A 21,586-nucleotide genomic window follows, 5' to 3' on the forward strand; every position below is an offset into this window, starting at 1 on the left:
AAGAAAATTACCATTCCGCCAAAGGACCTTCAGTATTTTTCATTTAAATCCAATAATATTTTGCATTATTCGTATAATTAAAAATGGTTCTGATGACATTGCAAACTTACCACCTTTCAACTTAGAAATTAATCTTATTGTTCTAAGTACGAAAAATTTTATTGGAGTGGATTGTTCACCACACGTTTTGCTGGGGATCCGGTAAACTTTTCCGAACTGACATGCCCCTTTTGGGTGATTCCTTTTCCAGCCAGTACATTAAAAAATGTCTCAAATAAAATCCTCATATCCAGCTGAAAAGAGCAATTAGTTACATATTCTACATCGTACTCAAATTTCTTTTCCCAGGAAATGGCATTTCTACCATTAATTTGAGCCCAGCCAGTAACTCCTGGTCTTAGTTCATGCCGCTTACTTTGCTCTTCTGAATACAAATACAGATACTCTCTAAGTAAAGGTCTCGGCCCTATCATACTCATGTCTCCCTTCAGCACATTAATCAATTGGGGAATTTCATCCAATGAACTAGCCCTGACCCATTTTCCCAATGGATTGATTCTTTGATTATCCGGTAATAAGAAACCAGATTCATCATAGGCATCATTCATTGTTTTGAACTTGAGTATATAAAATAGTTTGCCGTTGAGGCCTGGTCTGACTTGTGAAAAAATGGGAGAGGATCTATAATACACCCCTAATACAAGATAGAGTAGGATAAAAACTGGAGAAAGTGCAATAAGCATTAAAAAGGATATGAGAATATCCAATGGCCTCTTTATGTACTTCTTATAAATCACTCTAGAAATAACTTTTTTGAATTTCCTTCTCGATGATTCCAACAATTTCCTGTTGCTGGTCCATAGTCAAACTGGATGAACTGGGTAGGCAAAGCCCATTACTAAATAATTTCTCAGCTACTCTCCCTCCATAAAATGGAGCTCTTTTAAATACAGGCTGCAAATGAAGAGGTTTCCACAAAAACCTGGTTTCAATTCCATTATTCAATAAAACAGACCTTATTCGATCATTAGAAAAACCTGTTTTCTCCTCATCGATTAATATAGTGGTCAGCCAATAATTGGATTCACTTTCACTTCTTTCCTGATGAAAGGATATCCCAGGAAAATCAGCTAATAAATTTCTATATCGAGTATTGATTTCTCTTCTTCTCTTGACAAAACTTTCCAGCTTTTCAAGCTGAGCCAATCCTACGGCTGCCGTCAAGTTGTTCATCTTGTAATTGTATCCAATCTCAAGATGCTGGTAATAGGGCAGGTCTTCTCTTGCTTGAGTAGATAAGTGTGCAGCTTTTTGAATTAACTCCGTATTGTTGGCGATAATCGCTCCTCCCCCACCTGAAGTAATGATTTTGTTTCCATTAAAGGAAAAGATCCCAATATCTGCGAAAGTACCACAGGATTTTCCTTCGTATTTACTGCCCACTGCCTCTGCCGCATCTTCTATCACTGGGATATTGTACTTATTGGCAACCTCCATCAGTTCATTGATTTTGGCAGGCATTCCAAATAGGTGCACCAATACAATGGCTTTCGGCTTTTTCCCTAAGGCAATACGAGACAGAATGGCATCTTCCAATATCTCCGGAGAGATATTCCAGGTATCTATTTCACTATCCACGAAAATAGGTTGAGCTCCCAAATAAACGATTGGGTTTGCGGAGGCACAAAAAGTAAAAGACTGGCAGATCACCTCATCCCCAGGTTCTACCCCTACTAATACCATGGCTAAATGGAGCGCAGAAGTACCTGAGTTCAGGGCTACAGCCTGATGTGTCTTGATCTTTTTGGAAAGTTTGTTTTGAAATTTATTAATAAAGGCCCCAAAAGTAGCCAAGTTACCCGATGCTATAGCCTGTTCAGTATAACACTTTTCATTACCTTCAAATACCGGAAAGGAAAGAGGGATTCTGTACGCCATGTATTAATATAGTGTAAAACTTTTCTAAACATACTACTTAAAGTACAAAATCCCAACACTGAATAATGAATGTACAGCTACTATAAAGGCAGATTTGCTAAAAAATTAAGTAAATCGGAGGTTCGAATCCATTAATTTAAATTGATAGTACTGTCCTTAAGACCTTCTCTATCTACCGTAGCTTTTCTTTTTTTCTTAGTTCCTTTCTCTCTGATTTCCAATACCCTAGGAGAAAGATCCACTTTTTTCTTCACATATTTGATAGTGACTTGATCCAGCCTCCAACCCAAAATAATTACGATACACGAGATCAATGGAAGAACTAAATTATCTGAGAAATCTTTTAAAACAAAAACCAATAAAATTATTGTAAACTGCAAAAAACCTAATAGCAAAGCGACTTGATTATGCTTAAGGCCCATTCTCATTAAGAAATGGTGCACATGGGATTTGTCGGGGCTCATGGGGCCTTTTCCTTGAGATATCCTTCTGGCAAAAACTCTTGCCATATCATACAAAGGATAAATCATCAAGGCGACAGAGATGCCAAAAGTAGGCTCAAATTTCATAAAAGCTCCTTCCGGTAAGCCTTCATTGATTTCCATAAAAGCAATTATTAAGGTTCCTAAGGTAAAGCCTAAAGTCAATGAACCCGTATCACCCATAAATATTTTGGCAGGATGCCAATTGAAAACCAAAAAGGCGAGAATACCTCCCAAAAATGTAAAACTTATCAAGGCATAACTTTCCACCCCTTGAATATAAAACCAGGATCCTAGCAAGCTGAGTGAAATAACAGCAATAGTTCCTGCCAGGCCATCCAATCCGTCGATTAGATTGAATCCATTTGTTAATGCCAATAGAACCAAGGTAGAAAAGGAATAACTTGCAAATAGATTCAATTCTTGAATCCCAAGGAAGCCATGAAAACTTCGGATACGAATATCCGCAACCACCACGACTAATAAAACAGAGATCAATTGGCCTAGCAATTTCTTGGAAGCTCTCAATTCCACAAAATCATCCCTCAACCCTACAAAAAACATCAATAAGATTCCACCATACACATATCGAATATCAGGTAATGAAAATTGCCAGATCCAGATTCCCAAAGAAATGGTCGCCGCCATAAAGAACCCGATCCCCCCCATGGATGGAACCACATGTTGATGAATTTTTCTACCACCTGGGGAATCTGACAACTTATATTTGGTAAAAAGTTGAATCAGTACCGGGAAAAATAAGACTGCTGTGGCAAAAGATGATAAAAATGCGAGTATATAATACATGTAAATTGGTTTAGACTGACAAAAAAACAAAAATAAGGCCCATTTATGAAAACATTTCCAACTTTAAACGGATTTAACTATAAAATGGCAACAGATTTGAACTGTTTTTTTTTGAAATAATTTTAAAAAAGAAAGTCAGAAGCTATTTAAAACACCAACTGCAATTTTATGTATTTACAAATATTCAGCCTTTCTTTTTGAAATAATTTCAATAATCCCGAATTTTATTGTTTTAATTTATTAAAAATATTAAAAACAGGTTTTTTTACTATGACCGAAAATACTATCAAAAAATCTGAAGAATTTGAGGTTTACGTTAGTCCCACAAAGCCCAAAAATGAAAGTAATGATTCAGTTCAATCGCCAAATTATAATTGGTATAACCTTACTTTCAAGAGAATTATTGATCTAGGTGGAGCTTTTGGTTTTATGATCTTTTTTGGATGGTGGATGTTTCCTATTGTTGCAATCTTAATCAAATTGGATTCAAAAGGACCTGTTTTTTTTAAGCAGACAAGAGGAGGAATAAACGGCACAACCTTCAATTGCTATAAATTTCGATCTATGGTTATTGAAGGCAAGGAAAATTTAAAGCAAGCGACTAGAAATGATCCTAGGGTAACTAGAGTTGGAAAATACTTAAGAACGACAAGCATTGATGAATTACCCCAGGTCTTGAACGTCATCTATGGGAATATGTCTATTGTAGGTCCGCGACCTTTAATTGTTTCTCAAAATGAAGAATATTCAAAAAAAATAAAAGGATATGAAAATAGGCATTTGGTTAAACCAGGAATTACTGGTTTAGCACAAATTAAAGGTTACCGAGGAGAAACAGTTATCTCCCATTCAATTTATTTCAGATACAAGCTTGATATGTATTACATCAAAAATTGGCATCCTTTATTTGATATAAAAATAATGCTATCCACGATAAAATCTTTGTTCCAAGGGGATTCTAATGCTTATTAAATAAACCCAATTACTTATGAAAGACTTTTAAATTCAATTTTCTACAGAAATGAACCAGCTACAACAACTAAATCAGTTTAAAATATTTACTTCAAAATCAATTTTATCGAATGATTTTTTAGAAGATAACGATATACAGATGTCTGATCATTTTAATTGGATGAATTTAATATTAAAAAGGGCCATTGATTTATTAGGTGCATTTATTTTTATGGCAACTATCGGGTTTTGGCTATTTCCTATTATAGCCATCTTGATCAAATTAGAATCTCCAGGGCCTGTATTTTTTCGACAGGAAAGGGGGGGTATTTACAATTCTAGATTTCGCTGCTATAAATTCCGATCTATGGTAGTAAACAAAGAAGCCGACATCAAACAGGCAACTAAAAATGACCCTAGAATTACAAAAGTAGGAAGGTTTATTAGGAGAACAAGTATAGATGAACTACCACAAATTTTAAATGTCATTTATGGAAATATGTCATTAGTTGGACCTAGACCTCATCCCATAAAATTAAACGAAATGAGTGCAGCTACAATTCCAGGGTTTAATAATAGGCATTTAGTTAAACCAGGAATAACTGGACTTGCGCAGGCTAAAGGATATAGAGGTGAAACTCAAACATTCCACCAAATGTATTTTAGATATAAACTTGACTTACATTATATTAAAACTTGGAGTCCGATTATGGATTTGAAGATAATCTGGATGACTTTTATATCCATTTTAACAGATAACGAAAATGCCCATTAGAAAAAAATCATTATTTTCACTTAGAGAAAAAGCATTTCATTCGAAATGTTTTTTTTTTAGCAAACTCCAATATTTGAAATGAATTCCATGAAAAAATTCAGCCTTCTATTAATTTTTTTCATTTTTGGGTTCCAATCTTTTTGCCAAAACCTTCCTCTTTCCTTTAGTCAACTCTACGAATATTTAAGGAGAGAGCAAGTCCAAGGCCATGTTGACAGTTCTCTTAGTTTTAATGTAAGACCAATTGCAATCCCGAAATCATTTCCTAAATACAATTCTGCTTATTTAGGAGACTCAACATCAAGATACCCTTACTCACCTTCTTCGTTTCAAAAAAAGAATAGTAAATTAAAACTAACACTAATCCCGATTCATTTACTTACGACCTATAATTCATCCATACCAAATGGTTGGGAAAACTCTGAATTACTTTCTAATGTGGGTTTGCAAATTATGGTTTCACCTGGATTTCATTTTAACTTTGGAAAGCTTTCGTTTCAATTTAATCCCAACTTCCACTTTGCTCAAAACAAAAGGTTTGAAGAATATCCAACAGAAGCTCCGAATGAGTATTTCGGCCTTTTGAGAAGAAGTGTTTTCGGAATAGAAAAGCCTGTAAGGTACGGGACGGGTTCAATTTCAAGTTTTAATCTAGGCAATTCCCATATTGGTGCCTACCTAGGAGGGATATTCCTAGGCGTTTCTTCTGAAAACATTTGGGCAGGCCCGGGACAATTTACTTCCCTTGTCATTAGTGATAATGCTCCTGGCTTTTACCATTTCAGGCTCCAAAGTACCAGGCCTTTAAAAACGTTTTTAGGTAACTTTGAAGGTATCTATTGGGCTGGACAATTAAATTCATCCAATAAAACACATTTTTCTGATGGCAATTACCAAACTATATTTGGTGAGAAAGAAGAATCCAGTTGGAGGTATTTTACAGGCTTGACTATTTCTTATAGCCCTAAATGGATTCCGGGATTCTCATTGGGAGGGACTAGAGGTTTTCAGGTCTATAGAGAGGATATGGAAAATAATTTTAAAGCTTTTTTCCCTTTATTCGCCCCATTCCAAAAAGAAGAAGAGGGCCTGATTGAAAGCCGGGATTTGAGACAAGATCAAAATGTATCTATCTTTTCCCGATATTTAATTCCTTCTGCTAAGGCTGAAATTTACTTTGAATTTTCTAGAAATGATCATCCTCTTAACTGGAGAGATTTACTTCTTAACCCAGAACATAGCCGAGCATTTCAATTAGGTTTTAGTAAATATTTCAAACTACCTAGCCGATATTCTTTAGGATTCCAAGGAGAAATAACGCAAAGTGAATTTAGTATAAATAATATCGTAAGATGGCCAAATGTACTGGGAATAAGTAATAGTGGACTAGGATCCTTTGATAATTTCCAAGTGAAACACGGTTGGACCAATGAGGGTCAATTATTGGGAGCCAATACCGGAATCAGTGGCAACTCCTATTTAATCAAAGTAGGAATCTATGACGGATTTGAGGAAATATCTTTCAAGATAGAAAGATTTCAAAACCAACCTAACTTCTATGAATTTGCCAATACAGCAGGAATGGATGTGGATCCCTGGGTAGACAATTCATTTTTTGTGAACTATTCAAATGCATTTGAGAGATTCTTATTTAAAAGCTCCATAGGAATAACTTCCTCTTACAATTATAATTTCCTAAAAGAAAATCAAAATCAGGACGGGTTTTCAACAGGAACAAACAAGAAAAGTAATTTTTCCTTAAATCTTTCATTGATCTATTCTCTTTAAAATAAAAAACCCTTCCATATATTTATCGGGAGGGTTTTACTTTCTTCAAAATTGCCTAAGAGAGATAAAAATTATATTCGTTCTGGATTATATAGGCTATTGTAATTCGGTTCCTTAACTTGTAATTTATTTTAGCAGTTTTCTTTAAAGAAACAGATATTCTCAAAGTTTGGAAATCCTTTCAAACCATGCTTCAAATTGTTTACTGATCATCGAAAACTATCATGCTTTCCCAATTGCGTAAACTCTAAATCCTATGGTCCTTAGAGCATCGTGGTCCAAAATATTTCTACCATCAAAAACTTGAGCTGGTTTCAACATAGAGTCATAGATTTTTTGCCAATCGTATGTTTTAAATTCATCCCATTCTGTTAAAATAGCCACTGCATGGGAATCTCTACAAGCTCCATAAGGATCAGTATCAATAGAAAGAAGCGATTCGTTTTCCTCCTGGTTTCTGGATTGAAGGTAGTTGATATCACTTTGAATCTGGGGAGCCTTCACCTTTGGATCAAAAACGTGAACATTAGCCTTTTCGCACAGTAAATGATCTGCAACATAGATGGCTGCTGACTCTCGGGTATCGTTGGTATCTTTTTTAAAGGCCCATCCCAAAAAAGCTATCTTCTTTCCGCTTACTGTATTGTAAAGGGATTTGATTATTTTTTTTGCAAACCTGCCTTTTTGGTGATCATTCATCTTGATAACCTGTTCCCAATAATCCGCAACTTCAGTCAATCCATAGGATCTGCTTATATATACCAGATTTAAGATATCCTTTTGAAAGCAAGATCCACCAAAACCAACAGATGCCTTCAAAAACTTACCACCGATTCGACTATCTGCACCAATAGCGCGGGAAACCTCATCAATGTCTGCTTCAGTAACCTCACAAAGCTCAGAAAGCGCATTGATGGAGGATACACGCTGGGCCAGATAGGCGTTAGCCGTCAACTTGGAGAGTTCGGAAGACCATACATTAGTAGTCAGGATTCTATCCCGAGGAATCCAATGGGAATAAACTCCCACTAAAGCTTCAATAGCCTCTCTTCCACCCTGGGTATTTAGATCACCTCCAATAAGCACGCGATCAGCCTTATGCAAGTCTTCTATTGCTGTACCTTCAGCTAAAAACTCAGGATTGGAAAGGATCTGGAATTTCACTCCATTTCCGGCATTGTCCAGAATATCCGTTACAGCCTCAGCGGTACGGACTGGAAGAGTTGATTTCTCCACTACGATTTTATCCGTATCAGAAGCAGCAGCGATCTGCCGAGCGCAAAGTTCTATCCATTTCAAATCCGCAGCCTGTCCCTTACCCTCCCCGTATGTTTTGGTAGGAGTATTCACAGAGATAAAGATCATCTCAGCTTCATGGATCGCCTTGTCAACAGCCGTGGAGAAAAACAGATTTCTCCCCCTGGCTTCGGCTACTACCTGATCTAAGCCAGGTTCATAAACCGGCAGATTGTCCAGGTTCTCATCATTCCAAGCGTCTATTCTGGCTTGGTTAAAATCCACTACAGTTACTTTGATTTCCGGACATTTTTGGGCGATAACAGCCATAGTAGGCCCCCCCACATACCCTGCTCCAATACAGCAGATTTTTCTGATTTTCATAAATGTTAAATTGCAACTCCCCAATATAAAAACCTAAGTTCATCTATTCCTTCATTATGTAGAGAATGAAGAACGCCTGCGGGGATTTCTAATAGTAAGCCATTGTAAATTTTAATATCCTCTCCTCCAACGCGATATGTACCTTCACCATTTAGGAAATAAAAATACTCAAACATTGTAGGATGCATATGCTCTTCGCAAGATTCATCTGGTTGAAAAACACCAATTGCAATTTGAGTCAATGAATTGTCAAGCTCATCATTCTTTTTAAAAACTAGCTTTTTTCCAAAGCCATGAGCATTATCTACAGGAACTAAACTCTTTAAATCTACACAATAATTAGACATTTTCAGTGACTTTGATCTGATCAAGTATCCAATTATATGTTTTCTCAACACCATTTCTTAATGGGATTGAAGGGGCCCACCCCAATTTTTCTTTGATTAGTTTATTATCGGAATTTCTACCTTTTACACCGGTCGGACCTTCAATATTTTTTATAGACAAATCTTTGCCAGATATGTCCATTACTAATCTGGTAAAGTTTTGAATAGAGATCATTTCTTCGGATCCAATATTTACTGGTCCGGCAAAGTCTGATTCCATTAATCTTCTAATACCATCAACACATTCATCAACAATCAAAAATGACCTAGTCTGGGTTCCGTCTCCCCAAACCTCTATAACATCCCCATTCTGTGCCATTGCTACTTTTCTGCAAATGGCAGCAGGAGCTTTTTCTCTACCACCTTTCCAGGTTCCCTGTGGTCCGAATATATTATGAAACCTGCCAATTTTTGAATTGAAACCATGGTTTCTATTGTAGGTTAAATATAAACGCTCACTAAACAGTTTTTCCCATCCATATTCACTATCTGGAGCTGCTGGATATGCACTATCCTCAGAACATTTAGGATTGTCTGGATCCATTTGATTGTATTCGGGATACATACAGGCGGAAGAAGAATAAAAGACATTCTTAACTCCCTTTCTCTTCATTTCTTCAAGAACATTCAAATTACAAAGCGCACTATTATGCATAATATCGGCATCATTGTCACCCGTAAATACAAAGCCTGCTCCTCCCATATCAGCTGCTAGCTGATAGATTTCATCCAGATCAGAAGTTACTACCTGCTTTACCAAATTAACATCCCGTAGATCTCCTAAAACAAATTCATCTGAATTCGTATTACCATACTCATTCTCTTTGATATCTACCCCACGAACCCAATAACCTTCACTCTTTAATCTGTTTACTAAATGTCCGCCGATGAATCCACCAGCACCACAAACTAATGCTTTTTTCATAATCATTTATTTAATTTAAGTTTATAATTTATTAAATCTTTTACTCCGTAAAATGCGAATTTTGGTACGATGCTCACATACCTTTTGTAGAGTCTTTTTGGTTCTACACTTAATCTGAATAACCACTCCAACCCCGACTTTTGGATCCATTTTGGGGCTTGCTTAACATTACCAATATGAAAATCGAATGCAGCACCAACTGTAATTAAAAAATCCACTTGCGTAAATTGTGAAAGATATTTGGCGAACTTCTCCTGCTTTGGACTGCTAATCCCAACCCAAACAATATTTGCACCCGAAGAGTTTATTAGATCGGAAATAGACTCATAGTCATAATCTTTGACATCCATAAATGGAGGACAAAACGTCCCTACTACATTATTATTTTCAAACTTCTCACTACATGCCTGTTTTAATTTATCAGCTACCCCTTCCATACCTCCACAAAAAAAATGTTTAATATTTGTGTTACATGATTTGACCATCATAGCTTCAAAAAAGTCCGGCCCATAGCACCTCTCCATAGCTTTTGCTCCTTTAGCCCTTCCTACCCATACTCCAGGCATACCGTCAGGCAAATTGATATAAAACTCATTTAAAACCTTGTTGAAATTTGCATCTGTTTTTGCTTCCATGATGCCATGTGCACCTGTTGCACTGATGCACCTGTTTGTCCCGCTACTCTCCCTGTGAATAATCTCTGACAAAACAAGATCAACAGCTGAATCAAATCCATCTTTAAAAAGTGGTATATCTACCACAGTAATAGCTCTATTTATCATGACTGGTCCATTGCTAGTTTAAAGGCACTTATGTGAATTCGGGCGCACTCAGACACATCGTATTTTTCTAAAGCTTCGCACTTATTTAATTCTCCTATTCTCTCTATTTCATTTTGGTTCAAACTAAGTTGTATAAGATAATCTACAGCCTTATCCAAATCGTCTAACTGATATAAACAGCCATTCTCCATATCTTTTACCACCTCAGAAATTGCACCAACATCAGAAGTCACTATAGGCAATGAAGAAGCCATTGATTCCAAGATGACCGTGGGCACTCCTTCTGCTTTGGAAGACAATAAAAACACATCAAACGCAGATAAATAATCTGATATCTCAAACTTAGGTATTGAAACAGTAAGGAAGCCATCTCTACCTAAGCCTTTAGCTTCTATCAGGTCAATTACATTACTTTTGTAGTAAGTCCATTGGGATTCTGTCTTATTTCCGATGACCCTGAAAAACACACCGTCTTTACCAGCTTTTTGCTTAAATCTATCGCATATTTTTACAAAATTTTCATGGGCCTTTTGCCTGTTTTGATTCCCGATAGTGCCGATCAGAAAAGCATCATTCGGAACATCTAAATAGCCACGCATCATTTTTTTTTTGTCTTCATCGAATTTGAATGAATTGCAATCAACAGGTGGGTAAAACGGTATCAAATTGTTGAATTTTGCAATATCTCCATGTTCTTTTGCTATTTGCAAACCTGTCGTCATGATCACATCCGAATGTTTCTTAACGAAGGGTGACAAAAGGTTTCGCAACCACTTAGGTGCAAAATTACTTAATAACTGCCACACAACTGGTTTATTGCTACGATTGGCAGCTATAGCACCTTGGATATTAAATAGACCACAAAGCTGGACCAAGTCAATCTTATTACTAACAATTACTTCCTGAATAAACTTTATATCAGAAAAAAAATTAGTAAAATATTGAAAATGAATGGCTAAGTTTAATGACTTTCTCGGCCTGTGCAATTCTCGATTGATGACTTTTATTCCCTTCTCTTTCAACCTTCTTGTTCCAGTCCCATTTGGGTCAGGAGTTAATACAATGTATTGATATCCCGCTTTTTTAAGAGAATCATTTAATCTGAAAATCTGATTATGAGGCCCACCAAAAGTTGGAGTCAGAATTATAGCTAGAATATATTTCATTAGTTTTTTAGTCTCATTAAATCTTTCAAAAAATGAATATTTTCAAGCGATTTCTCCACCATTACGTTAGGGGTTACTTCTGCAATAAACCTTTGATCATTACCAATAGATAATTCGTAAATGCTATTTTTAATTTTATCAGTCCCCAAATAACTTTTATTCAAAGGGACACATGCGTCAGGATGAAGTTTTACATCAAAGGCCAAGTCCTCAAGCTTCCTGTGGTAAGCCAGAAACAATAAGGGCAATGAAGAAATATAGCCTAACATCGCTGAATGATATCTAGAAGCGATAAAGCCACCTCTACATTCTGCAATTTCATTTAAGGTGGAGATTGGATTATAATTAAAGTTAGACAGTGCCACTCTACTCTCAGAGAATATACCAATAAGTCTATTAAAAAGAAGACGAGAGATATCCACATCTGACTCTCTTTCACCACCTCTAATAACAAATATTTTAACCTTCAAATTTGCATTGGCTACCATTGCCTTATTAAGCCCATCAAAGACCTGATCCTGATAGAGTTGATTTAAATCTTCTCCTTCGGCATTATAATAATGCAAGGGAGTCAAAGAAACTCCTATTAGGCTTGAATCAATCTCAGAACGGCTCAAGGGCAATAATGCAGCCAAATCAAAAGTCAAAAAAGTATTACTTGATACCATTCCCAAGGTTTTAATTTCTTCATAGGAAGCCATATCTCTTACCGTAGTAAGATTAGATAATCTAATTGCAGCTTGGGTCAATACTTTCGTAAAAGAATATTTAAACGGTCCCAATCCATTTCCAATCAAACATACTTTTTTACCGGAGATTCTTGCCAAGGTAAAAATACCCAAATAACGGAAAAGGTATCGTACATGTCGAAGATACCTAGAAAACACATAATCATCATGGAAATGAGTACCACCACATAAAATAACAAAATCTGAATTTTTAAGAGATGATAAAATTTGCTTAACACCAGGCTTAACAATTTTAACGGGAAAGTTAAAAAAATAATCAGAACTACTTCCCTTAGACACCAGTTCGATTCTAAAATCCGAATTAACATTCAATTGAGTAAGCAACCCATATAACATTGCTTCATCTCCAGTATTATGACCACCAAAGTGACCTAATATTAAAAGATTCATAATTTACTTTAAATAAATATCATATACTTGATCTCCTTTAGAAGGATTGCCTGCCATACTATGATTTAAATTAATAATTTTCATATGACGATCCTCAAAATAAGGAATTGACATATCCGTCATTTTATTAAATTGAGAAATATAAAAATTAGGGTCTTTCCGAAAATTATTGAAATTTAAGAATAACCGGTTTTTAGATTTGGTAGTATAATAAGCTAAAAAACTCCAAAATACTTCAATTGCAAATAATTTAGCAGAAGAAAAATAAGATTTACTACCCAAATAAGATTTTTCTTTACTCCAAGAATCAACAACTTCTTTATAAGGTCTATAAACCCAAATAAAATAAGATTCGGAATGAAATAATTTGAGAATTTTATAAAGTTTACCCATTTTACTACTATCTACAAAAAAAGTAGAATCTTTAAACTTATTAAAAATATAATAGTTATAATTTCGAATATAATCTAAATCATTTTTATTTAATTTATAAAAGAAATTAGACATTCTTACCTTAGAATAAAGATTAGGATTATAAGGAAAATCATGAATTAAATTATTATAAACATTATAAGGACACTTATATACTGGTACACCACAACCGCAAGAAGTGTGTTCTGAAGGAACTTTCCGAGAATCATCATTATTTCTATAGATAAAAAATCGAAACAATTCACCTAAGAATACAGCATTAGCACAATTAGAAAAAACATTTCCTATCAAAGTAGTACCAGATCTACTCGCTCCTCCTATAAATATTAATTTTTTCTTCACTTTGAGAAATAAAATAAATTAGAAAATAAATAAACTGAATTGTATTATAAATAAATACATTATCCGAAATCAGAATTATTACAAATGTAAATGTAAACATAAACAATAACAAGAAATTATAACCAAAAAAATAAAAAAACTTAAGGTAATATATAAAAAATAAAACACCTAAAATAATACCAAATTCAACAAAAATCTTTAAAATATCGGAATGCACTAAAGTCAAATTAGTAAAACTCAAAGAGGAAGTATAAATTGACAATTCACCAAGATTATAACCGAATAATGAAATTACATTATATTCTTTAAAAAGATTATAATAAATTAAATAACGTCCTGCGCTAAATTGATTAGGAGAAACCATTAAATTATTATATATAAAATCATCATAAACCCCATATCCAAAATTAATTATAATGAAATAAATAAAAAAAATAGATAAAAAATATAAAACTTTAAGGGATTTTAAATTAACTATTTTATAAATTTTAAAATATGCTAAAAAAAGCATAAATAAAACAATAAAAATAGGCAATCTTTTACCGACTACTAACATCATGAAGATAGAAATAATTAAATAAGAATACTTTTTATTATATATAAAATAAAGACAATACGGTATATATAAAAAACAGATTATTGACTCAGAAGCTGAATTAAATCCATGAGAAATAAAATTATTAAGATTATTTAGAATTAAAAAATCAAAATTATGAGTTAGAAAAGTAAATAAAATTAATATATAAAAACTGTAAATAATGAAAATCCTAGGAAAAGATTTAAAATAAGGGTGCATACTGAAAAAATAAAGAATAGAAGAAAAGATCCCTGAGAAAACTAAGAAAAGTTCTTTAAAAGCCATAAATCCATCTTTATAATTTAAATTAGTCAAAGATTTTAAGCAAATAAATAATAAAATTATCATAAAAAAACCCAAAAATGATTTTAAAAAACGAACATCAGAACAAGATAATGACGGTTTTCTTTTAATAAAAAGAATAGCAACAAATATAAATAAAAAATTCTTAAGGTATGACGAAAATCCCATATAAGGTATAAAAATAAAGAAAAAAATAGTAGAAATTTCAGCAATTGCTAATAACTTACTATATCTAGAATACACTGTTAAGGAAGTCAACTTATATAAATTTAAATAGAACTATATTATATTTCTCTCTAAGTATTCGTAAATAAAAAATATTTATAATAAGTAAAGACATAGAAGATAATACGGTCAAAATAATAGCTAAATCTAATTGATTAACATGGAAATATAATGATAAATAACCAGACAACAATATAATGAACGTGGAGATTAAATAATAAATACTTTGAAATCTTGCAACAGAATTAAGATTTCCAAAAATTTTAATCAAAGTAAATGTAGGTCCTGTAAGACCATTTAAAGCTTTTGATAAAAATAGAATAAAGGACAATACATAAAATAAATTAATAAATTTTTCCGGTATTAACAAAATATCGATTAGAAAGAAAACTAAAAAATAGGAAAAAATTGGAAATAAAAACCCAAAAATAAAAAATAATTTTATTTGTTTTTTCAGAAACACTCTAAATTCAAATGAAAAATTTCTTAAATTAGAGTATACTGGGGCATTTGAAATATTTAATATTTGATATGGTAATTCAACTCCATTACTTAATTTTTTACAAATACTAAAAACTCCTAGAATATCATTTGTGGTAAAAAAAGAAAATATATATGTAATTCCATGAGAATTAAAAGAGTTAGAAACTTCCAAAACACTTGCATTAAAATAAGTTCTTATAACAGAAAAAGGTATTATTGATGGAGAAACTAGTATTAATTGTTTATACCACGAAAAAACTAATTTTACAACAATTATAAAATTTATAAAATAAGAAATAAAAAAAATAAACGGTAAGTGACTTGACCCAACAAATATAATTAATAAAAATTGAATTAAAAGAAAAAATGAATTGGTAAATAATAGATACAAACCTACCTTATTATCTCTTCTGAGTAACTCAGAAAACACAAACGAAAGTGAAAACAAGTGTGCAGAAATCACAACATAGAAGGGAATTTTTAACGAGATATATAAAATTATATTTAAAAAAAATTGAAATATATTAATGAAATAAAAATATGAGAATTTTTTACGTATTAAATCTACATCGTTCATATCTACCCTTAATATCATAGTATCAAAACCAAACTTAAGAAATATTGAATATATTGCGATAAATGAAAAAAAATATGAAAATTCTCCATACTTAGAAACACCACCATCATAGTTAGTCATATAATAAAGTATTAAATAACTTAAACCTATACTTGATAGTCTAATTATTAGAAGAACTAATTTTTTTTCAAAAAATTCGCCTTTTGATCTCATTAATTTTCGAAATAAAATTTCAATATTTTTTTATTAGAATAATATTATACTACCAAAAAAATTCATTTCTTCTTATTCAAATTTATCTCTAACAAAAAAGTTATAAAATATGGATTTAATAAATCAATTTTATTATAGTTTATTATATGATTATTAGGCCATTGTAACATATGCCCATTCATCGCTAATATCACACCATGAGCTGCTGCAGTATCCCACTCCATTGTAGGGGCAAACCGAGGATAAACCTGAGCTTTTCCTTCAGCGACCAACATAAATTTCAGTGAAGAGCCCATAGAAATCACTTCTACTCCAGGGTATTGATCGATAAAATCTTGAGTTTCGGGACTAAGATGGGAGCGACTGGCAACAATTGTTTTAACTTCTGAAGAAAATCTTTTTTTCAATTGAAAGGCAGTGGCAGACCCTTCTTGTTTCCAAGCTCCCTCCTCTTTATTACCCCAATACAACCATCCCAAAACAGGTGCATAAACGACACCTAGTATAGGCTGCCCTTCATGAATTAAAGCAATATTTACCGTAAACTCTCCATTCTTTTTAATAAACTCTTTGGTTCCATCCAGTGGATCTACCATCCAAAAATAATCCCAAACTTTTCTTACTTCGTAGGGAATGTCCTTTCCCTCTTCAGATAAAATAGGAAGTCCCGTTTTTTCGAGAAAGTTTTCAATTACTTGATGCGCTGCTTGATCTGCTTTGGTGAGTGGAGAATTATCACCTTTCATTTCAACACCAAAATCAGCCGAATTGTAGATTTCAAGAATTGCTTTGCCTGCGACTACAGAAGCTTCTTTGGCAAGAGAGGTAAGTTGTTTTATGTTGATTTTTGAATTCAATGCTGTCTTATTAATCCTCCTTAGCCCCCTTTGAAAAAGGGGGAATTGATTGGGAGTAAATTTGTATTCTATTTGTAAATTGTAAATAAATATCTTGACTCTAGGATCTAAAATCTTGACTCTTAGATTATCATTCCAGCTCCGACCGTCTCATTTGTATTTGGATCAATTAGGATAATGGAACCGGTTTGTCTATTTTTACTATAGGAGTCAAAGAAAACAGGTTGTGCTGTTCGTATAGAAATTCTTGCAATGTCATTCATACCTATCTTCTGAATATTTTCTATTCTATGTAGTGTATTCACATCGACTTTATATTGAATATCCTTTACCATGGCCTGGCACTCCTTCGTAGTATGCTTCACAATCAACTTGGTTCTATTTTGAAGGGACTTTTGATTCATCCAACAAACCATCACTTCTAAATCTTGCTCGACTTTCGGTTGATTATTAGGTCTAACTATCATATCCCCTCTACTGATATCTATCTCATCTTCAAGTGTCATAGTGACTGACATTGGAGCATAGGCCTCATCAATGGCTTCCCCATTCAGTTCTATACTTTCAACCTTGGAAGTAAATCCAGAAGGTAAAATCTTCACTTCATCACCTGGCTTAAAAATTCCTCCATCTATTCTACCTGCATACCCCCTAAAATCCTGGAAATCCAAGGTATGGGGACGAATTACCATTTGCACAGGAAATCTGCAATCTATATGGTTGAAATCAGAGGCTATATGAACATGTTCTAAATGATACAATAAAGTGGAGCCTTCATACCAATGCATGTTCTCAGATCTGTCTACAACATTATCTCCTTTCAAAGCAGAAATGGGTACAAATTGAACATCTTTGATATCCAACTTGGATGAAAAAGCCTCATAATCTGCAACAATTTTGTTATAGACATCTTCAGAATAATCTACCAAATCCATTTTGTTCACACAAACTACCACATGTGGGATATTCAAAAGCGAGGCGATGAAAGAGTGCCTATAAGTTTGTTCTAATAAACCCTTACGTGCATCTACCAAAATAATGGCAAGGTTAGCAGTGGATGCTCCCGTTACCATATTTCGAGTGTATTGAGTATGACCAGGAGTATCTGCTATGATAAATTTCCTCTTAGGGGTGGCAAAGTATCGGTAGGCTACATCAATAGTGATTCCCTGTTCTCTTTCGGACTTTAATCCATCAGTGAGAAGTGATAGGTCTACATAATCAAAGCCTTTTTTTTCAGAAGAAGACTTTACAGCCTCAATTTGATCCTCAAAAATTGATTTGGAATCGAATAGAAGTCTTCCGATTAATGTGCTTTTCCCATCATCTACTGAGCCTGCGGTAGTAAATCGAAGTAATTGATTGTTTTCTTGTATAGACATTATTATGAATTCTTATTGATCAATTGAATTTGTTGTCATTGCAAACGCAGAGAGAAATATTATTTTTATTTAAACTTACAAATAGATTTCTCTTTGTACCTCGTCTAAATGACTATAAAATCTAGATACTAAATACTATGTACTAGATACTATTCTAAAAATACCCCGCCTTCTTTCTATCTTCCATAGCGGTTTCTCCTCGTTTATCATCAGCCCTTGTCCCACGCTCTGTAGTCCTAGTTGTTGCAACCTCTTCAATGATCAATTCAAGAGTATCTGCATTCGAAAGAACAGCTCCTGTAATAGGCATATCTCCACAAGTTCTATAACGAACAACCAATTTCTGAATCTCTTCCCCTTCTTTCAATGGCAAATATTCTGACTTCGCTAAAATCACTTCATCACGTACCACACATTCTCTTTCGTGAGAGAAGTACAAGGATGGCAAAGCAATATTCTCTTCCTTGATGTACTGCCAAACATCCATTTCTGTCCAGTTAGAAATTGGAAAAACCCTAAAATGTTCCCCATGATGCTTTCTACCATTAAACAAATTCCAAAGCTCAGGTCTTTGGTTTTTAGGATCCCACTGACCAAATTCATCTCTATGGGAAAAGAAACGCTCCTTCGCTCTAGCCTTTTCTTCATCTCTTCGGGCACCGCCCATAGCAGCATCAATTTTCAAATCCTCTAAAGTATCTAATAAAGTTATCGTCTGAAGTGAATTTCTACTAGCATTTACCCCAGTCTCTTCTCTAACTCTCCCTTTGTCAATACTTTCTTGCACTGACCCCACTACTAATTGTACTCCCAATTCTTTAACCAAAGCATCCCGAAATTCCAAGGTTTCTGGGAAGTTATGACCGGTATCAATGTGAACTAATGGAAATGGAATTTTTGCAGGATAAAATGCCTTTTTGGCAAGGTGCGCCAAGAGAATACTATCTTTTCCTCCTGAAAATAGTAGAGCCGGCTTCTCAAACTGAGAAACAACTTCGCGTATGATGAAAATTGCCTCTGCTTCCAGTTCTTTTAAATGTGATAAATAGTATTGTCCCATTGTTTATTTCTGGATTGTGGATTAATGGCAAATGTTTGCCGAAATTGTTTTGATTACTTTTTGAACAGAATCTTTCAATTCTTCTTGATCAGAATGCACATGAACCGCTGGGTTTAAGGGCTCTTCATAAGGAGAATCAATTCCTGTAAAGTTTTTGATAATACCTTTTCTTGCCTTAGCATATAGCCCTTTTACATCCCGTTTTTCACAAACCTCAATAGGACAGTCCACAAATACTTCCAAGAAGTTTTCTTCCCCGACCAATTTTGCTATCATCTCTCTTTCCTCCCGAAAAGGAGAAATAAATGCGGAAACAACTAAGAGCCCTGCATTCATCATCAACTTAGCCACCTCTGCGATTCTTCGAATATTTTCAATTCTATCTTCATCCGAAAAGCCTAAATCTTTATTCAGACCGGTTCTAATATTATCCCCATCTAACAAATAGGTCATATAACCGTCCTCAAAAAGTTGGGTTTCTACTGCATTTGCCAATGTTGATTTTCCCGAACCTGATAAGCCAGTAAACCAAATCAACTTTGGTTGTTGCTTCAAGCGCTCTTTTCTCTGTTGTCCTGAAATTTTAAATACAGTAGGATGTATATGGTTTTCCATATTAGAAATAATATAAATATATAAAACTGATCACTATACTGGAGTAGATGATAGTTAATGGCAAGCCTATTCTTGTATAGTCAGAGAATTTATAGTTCCCTGGTCCTAATACCATCAAATTCGTTTGATAGCCAATTGGAGTCATAAAGTCTGCAGAAGCAGCAAAGGCTATGGCAATAAAATAAGGGGTTAAATTTTCTCCAAGACCTAAACCCATTTCATAGGCCACCGGAAACATAATAGATACTGCTGCAGCATTAGTAATCAAAGTTGTTAAACCTAAAGTCAGTAAAAACAAAATACTTATTTCACCAATAGGACTCAATCGTGGAAATATTCCAGAGATTTGCTGAACTAAAAATGAAGCCGAACCTGATTTTTGGATTGCCACTCCTACAGCTAAGGCTGAAACCAAAATTATCAAAAGATCCACATCTATGGCAGATTTAATCTGATTCAGATTAATTACTTTAGACAAAGTCATTACTAAAATCCCAATAAAGGCAGCAAGAAATAAATCTATGAATCCAAAAATACCAATCAATAGTATTCCAATTGAGAGTATGCTCGGTAAAGTCTTTTTAAATGACAGATCAGTTTGAACCTCGCCTGATTTGGATAGCACAATCAAGTCCCTAATAGAAATTACTCTGGAAAAATCCTTAGAACAAAGAAGTAATAATAAATCACCCTCCTTCAATTTAATCTCACCAAGATTCTCTTTTACTTTTTCCCCTTTTCTATAAACCGAAATTACTGAGGCCTTATATTTGTCTCGAAATCCTAAATCTTTTAGGGACACACCTACCAAATCACTTCCTGATGGAATTACAGCTTCTGTCAATGCCGAGAAGCCATTGCTTACTAGGTGTGTTGTTTCAGGAAGTTCCAATCCATTATTATCATTGATTAAATCTAAAATAGAATGTGTATTCCCTGCAAAAAAAAGCACATCATCGGCATGAATTATTCGATCAGAGGATACTGCAGCAATGCTTCTTTCTCCTCTTTTGATTTCAACCAAAAACAAATCCTTTAAATGCCTTAACCCTGCCTCTTCTATGGTTTTTCCAATCAAAGCTGAGCTTGAATTTACTTTGGTTTCCACTAAATACTCATTGAGATGCTCCAACAAACTTTCTTTTTTTGTGGTGGTGTTTGGCAATAACTTTTCAGAAAAAAAGGCCAAATAGCTTAATCCCAAAACGGTAACTATTCCTCCTAAAAATAAGAAATCAGAGTAGTTTAGAGAAGGAAGTCCTGATTGAACAATCAACCCATTTAAGACCAAATTGGTGGAAGTACCAACTATCGTGATCATCCCACCTAATATGGTTGCGAAAGAAAGTGGAATCAAGAATTTTGATGCAGAATACCCGTTGCTTTCTGACCAGTTCTTAACGTAGGGGATCATAAATGCCACCACAGGAGTATTATTAAGCATACTGGACAATCCTGAAACTGTTAACATCATCCTCAATCGAAACTGAAAAGGTGAAAGCATCTTATTGAAAAGGGTGTAAAAAAAGCCTTTTCCAAGATTTTGCTGAATTCCAGAAGTAAGAATTATCAGTAAGAAAATTAAGATAATTTGCTTATTAGCTAGTCCTAGTAAAAAATCCTCTATAGAAATCACTTTTAAAATTACAAAAGCAAAAACTACAAGCACAAATGCCAAAGAAGGTTTTAGCCAGTTTTTGTAAAGGGTGATGACTAACCCAGTTACCAAACAAATCGTACTAAAAATTTGGATTGACAAAA

Annotated in this window: 20 protein-coding genes; 3 read left to right on the forward strand and 17 right to left on the reverse strand. The window is 34.0% G+C overall.

The window, feature by feature from the left end; genetic code table 11:
* Window positions 1-158 precede the first annotated feature (158 nt).
* From BUR11_RS09240 to BUR11_RS09250, 3 genes are all read right to left on the reverse strand, one after another.
* Window positions 159-797 (reverse strand): sugar transferase, encoded by a 639-nt coding sequence (locus tag BUR11_RS09240; RefSeq protein ID WP_317045249.1) that lies wholly within the window; start codon window positions 795-797, stop codon window positions 159-161.
* A 1-nt stretch (window position 798) separates the two neighbouring features.
* Window positions 799-1,938 carry an aminotransferase class I/II-fold pyridoxal phosphate-dependent enzyme gene (locus tag BUR11_RS09245; RefSeq protein ID WP_074224543.1) on the reverse strand — a complete coding sequence of 380 codons (1,140 nt, stop codon included), beginning with the start codon at window positions 1,936-1,938 and terminating at the stop codon, window positions 799-801.
* Window positions 1,939-2,069: 131 nt separating this feature from the next.
* Window positions 2,070-3,227, reverse strand: a complete 1,158-nt coding sequence (locus BUR11_RS09250; RefSeq protein WP_074224544.1) for a glycosyltransferase family 4 protein — start codon at window positions 3,225-3,227, stop codon at window positions 2,070-2,072.
* A 270-nt stretch (window positions 3,228-3,497) separates the two neighbouring features.
* Between BUR11_RS09250 and BUR11_RS09255 the strand changes: the two genes are divergently transcribed.
* The 3 genes from BUR11_RS09255 (at window position 3,498) to BUR11_RS09265 (ending at window position 6,741) form a co-directional block, all read left to right on the forward strand.
* Window positions 3,498-4,199: a sugar transferase gene (locus tag BUR11_RS09255; protein ID WP_074224545.1), complete on the forward strand. Its 702-nt coding sequence runs from the start codon at window positions 3,498-3,500 to the stop codon at window positions 4,197-4,199.
* A gap of 49 nt (window positions 4,200-4,248) precedes the next feature.
* Window positions 4,249-4,953, forward strand: coding sequence for a sugar transferase (locus BUR11_RS09260; RefSeq protein WP_084560902.1), 705 nt, complete (start codon window positions 4,249-4,251; stop codon window positions 4,951-4,953).
* Between the two features lie 453 nt (window positions 4,954-5,406).
* Window positions 5,407-6,741 carry a capsule assembly Wzi family protein gene (locus BUR11_RS09265; RefSeq protein ID WP_159439215.1) on the forward strand — a complete coding sequence of 445 codons (1,335 nt, stop codon included), beginning with the start codon at window positions 5,407-5,409 and terminating at the stop codon, window positions 6,739-6,741.
* A 222-nt stretch (window positions 6,742-6,963) separates the two neighbouring features.
* Here the strand turns inward: BUR11_RS09265 and BUR11_RS09270 are convergent, their stop codons facing one another.
* The 14 genes from BUR11_RS09270 to BUR11_RS09335 all read right to left on the reverse strand — a co-directional run bounded on the left by BUR11_RS09270 (window position 6,964) and on the right by BUR11_RS09335 (window position 21,584).
* Complete coding sequence (locus BUR11_RS09270; RefSeq protein WP_074224547.1) at window positions 6,964-8,361, reverse strand: UDP-glucose 6-dehydrogenase; 1,398 nt, start codon at window positions 8,359-8,361, stop codon at window positions 6,964-6,966.
* Between the two features lie 5 nt (window positions 8,362-8,366).
* Window positions 8,367-8,708: a cupin domain-containing protein gene (locus tag BUR11_RS09275; protein ID WP_074224548.1), complete on the reverse strand. Its 342-nt coding sequence runs from the start codon at window positions 8,706-8,708 to the stop codon at window positions 8,367-8,369.
* A complete protein-coding gene (locus BUR11_RS09280; protein WP_074225189.1) occupies window positions 8,701-9,672 on the reverse strand; it encodes an NAD-dependent epimerase/dehydratase family protein in 972 nt (323 codons plus the stop codon). The genes BUR11_RS09275 and BUR11_RS09280 overlap by 8 nt, the downstream gene beginning before the upstream one ends.
* Before the next feature lie 2 nt (window positions 9,673-9,674).
* On the reverse strand, window positions 9,675-10,454 hold the full coding sequence (locus tag BUR11_RS09285) for a WecB/TagA/CpsF family glycosyltransferase (RefSeq protein ID WP_074224549.1): 780 nt from the start codon (window positions 10,452-10,454) through the stop codon (window positions 9,675-9,677).
* Window positions 10,451-11,620 (reverse strand): glycosyltransferase family 4 protein, encoded by a 1,170-nt coding sequence (locus tag BUR11_RS09290; RefSeq protein ID WP_074224550.1) that lies wholly within the window; start codon window positions 11,618-11,620, stop codon window positions 10,451-10,453. Before BUR11_RS09290 ends, BUR11_RS09285 begins: the two co-directional genes overlap by 4 nt.
* Window positions 11,620-12,759, reverse strand: coding sequence for a polysaccharide pyruvyl transferase family protein (locus tag BUR11_RS09295; RefSeq protein WP_074224551.1), 1,140 nt, complete (start codon window positions 12,757-12,759; stop codon window positions 11,620-11,622). Before BUR11_RS09295 ends, BUR11_RS09290 begins: the two co-directional genes overlap by 1 nt.
* Window positions 12,760-12,762: 3 nt before the next feature.
* Window positions 12,763-13,533, reverse strand: coding sequence for a hypothetical protein (locus tag BUR11_RS09300; protein WP_074224552.1), 771 nt, complete (start codon window positions 13,531-13,533; stop codon window positions 12,763-12,765).
* Entirely contained in the window at window positions 13,496-14,671 is a 1,176-nt protein-coding gene (locus tag BUR11_RS09305) for an O-antigen polymerase (RefSeq protein WP_143185898.1), read from the reverse strand. The genes BUR11_RS09300 and BUR11_RS09305 overlap by 38 nt, the downstream gene beginning before the upstream one ends.
* 1 nt (window position 14,672) lies before the next feature.
* On the reverse strand, window positions 14,673-15,911 hold the full coding sequence (locus BUR11_RS09310; RefSeq protein ID WP_074224554.1) for a polysaccharide biosynthesis protein: 1,239 nt from the start codon (window positions 15,909-15,911) through the stop codon (window positions 14,673-14,675).
* A 62-nt stretch (window positions 15,912-15,973) separates the two neighbouring features.
* Entirely contained in the window at window positions 15,974-16,768 is a 795-nt protein-coding gene (gene cysQ / locus BUR11_RS09315) for a 3'(2'),5'-bisphosphate nucleotidase CysQ (RefSeq protein ID WP_234982136.1), read from the reverse strand.
* 122 nt (window positions 16,769-16,890) lie between these two features.
* On the reverse strand, window positions 16,891-18,150 hold the full coding sequence (cysN, locus tag BUR11_RS09320) for a sulfate adenylyltransferase subunit CysN (RefSeq protein WP_074224555.1): 1,260 nt from the start codon (window positions 18,148-18,150) through the stop codon (window positions 16,891-16,893).
* A gap of 154 nt (window positions 18,151-18,304) precedes the next feature.
* A complete protein-coding gene (cysD, locus tag BUR11_RS09325; protein WP_074224556.1) occupies window positions 18,305-19,210 on the reverse strand; it encodes a sulfate adenylyltransferase subunit CysD in 906 nt (301 codons plus the stop codon).
* Window positions 19,211-19,231: 21 nt separating this feature from the next.
* Window positions 19,232-19,825, reverse strand: a complete 594-nt coding sequence (cysC, locus tag BUR11_RS09330; RefSeq protein ID WP_074224557.1) for an adenylyl-sulfate kinase — start codon at window positions 19,823-19,825, stop codon at window positions 19,232-19,234.
* Window position 19,826: 1 nt separating this feature from the next.
* Complete coding sequence (locus BUR11_RS09335; RefSeq protein ID WP_407640228.1) at window positions 19,827-21,584, reverse strand: SLC13 family permease; 1,758 nt, start codon at window positions 21,582-21,584, stop codon at window positions 19,827-19,829.
* Between the last annotated feature and the right edge of the window lie 2 nt (window positions 21,585-21,586).

It is taken from the genome of Algoriphagus halophilus (assembly GCF_900129785.1).
GTDB classification, from domain to species: Bacteria; Bacteroidota; Bacteroidia; order Cytophagales; family Cyclobacteriaceae; genus Algoriphagus; species Algoriphagus halophilus.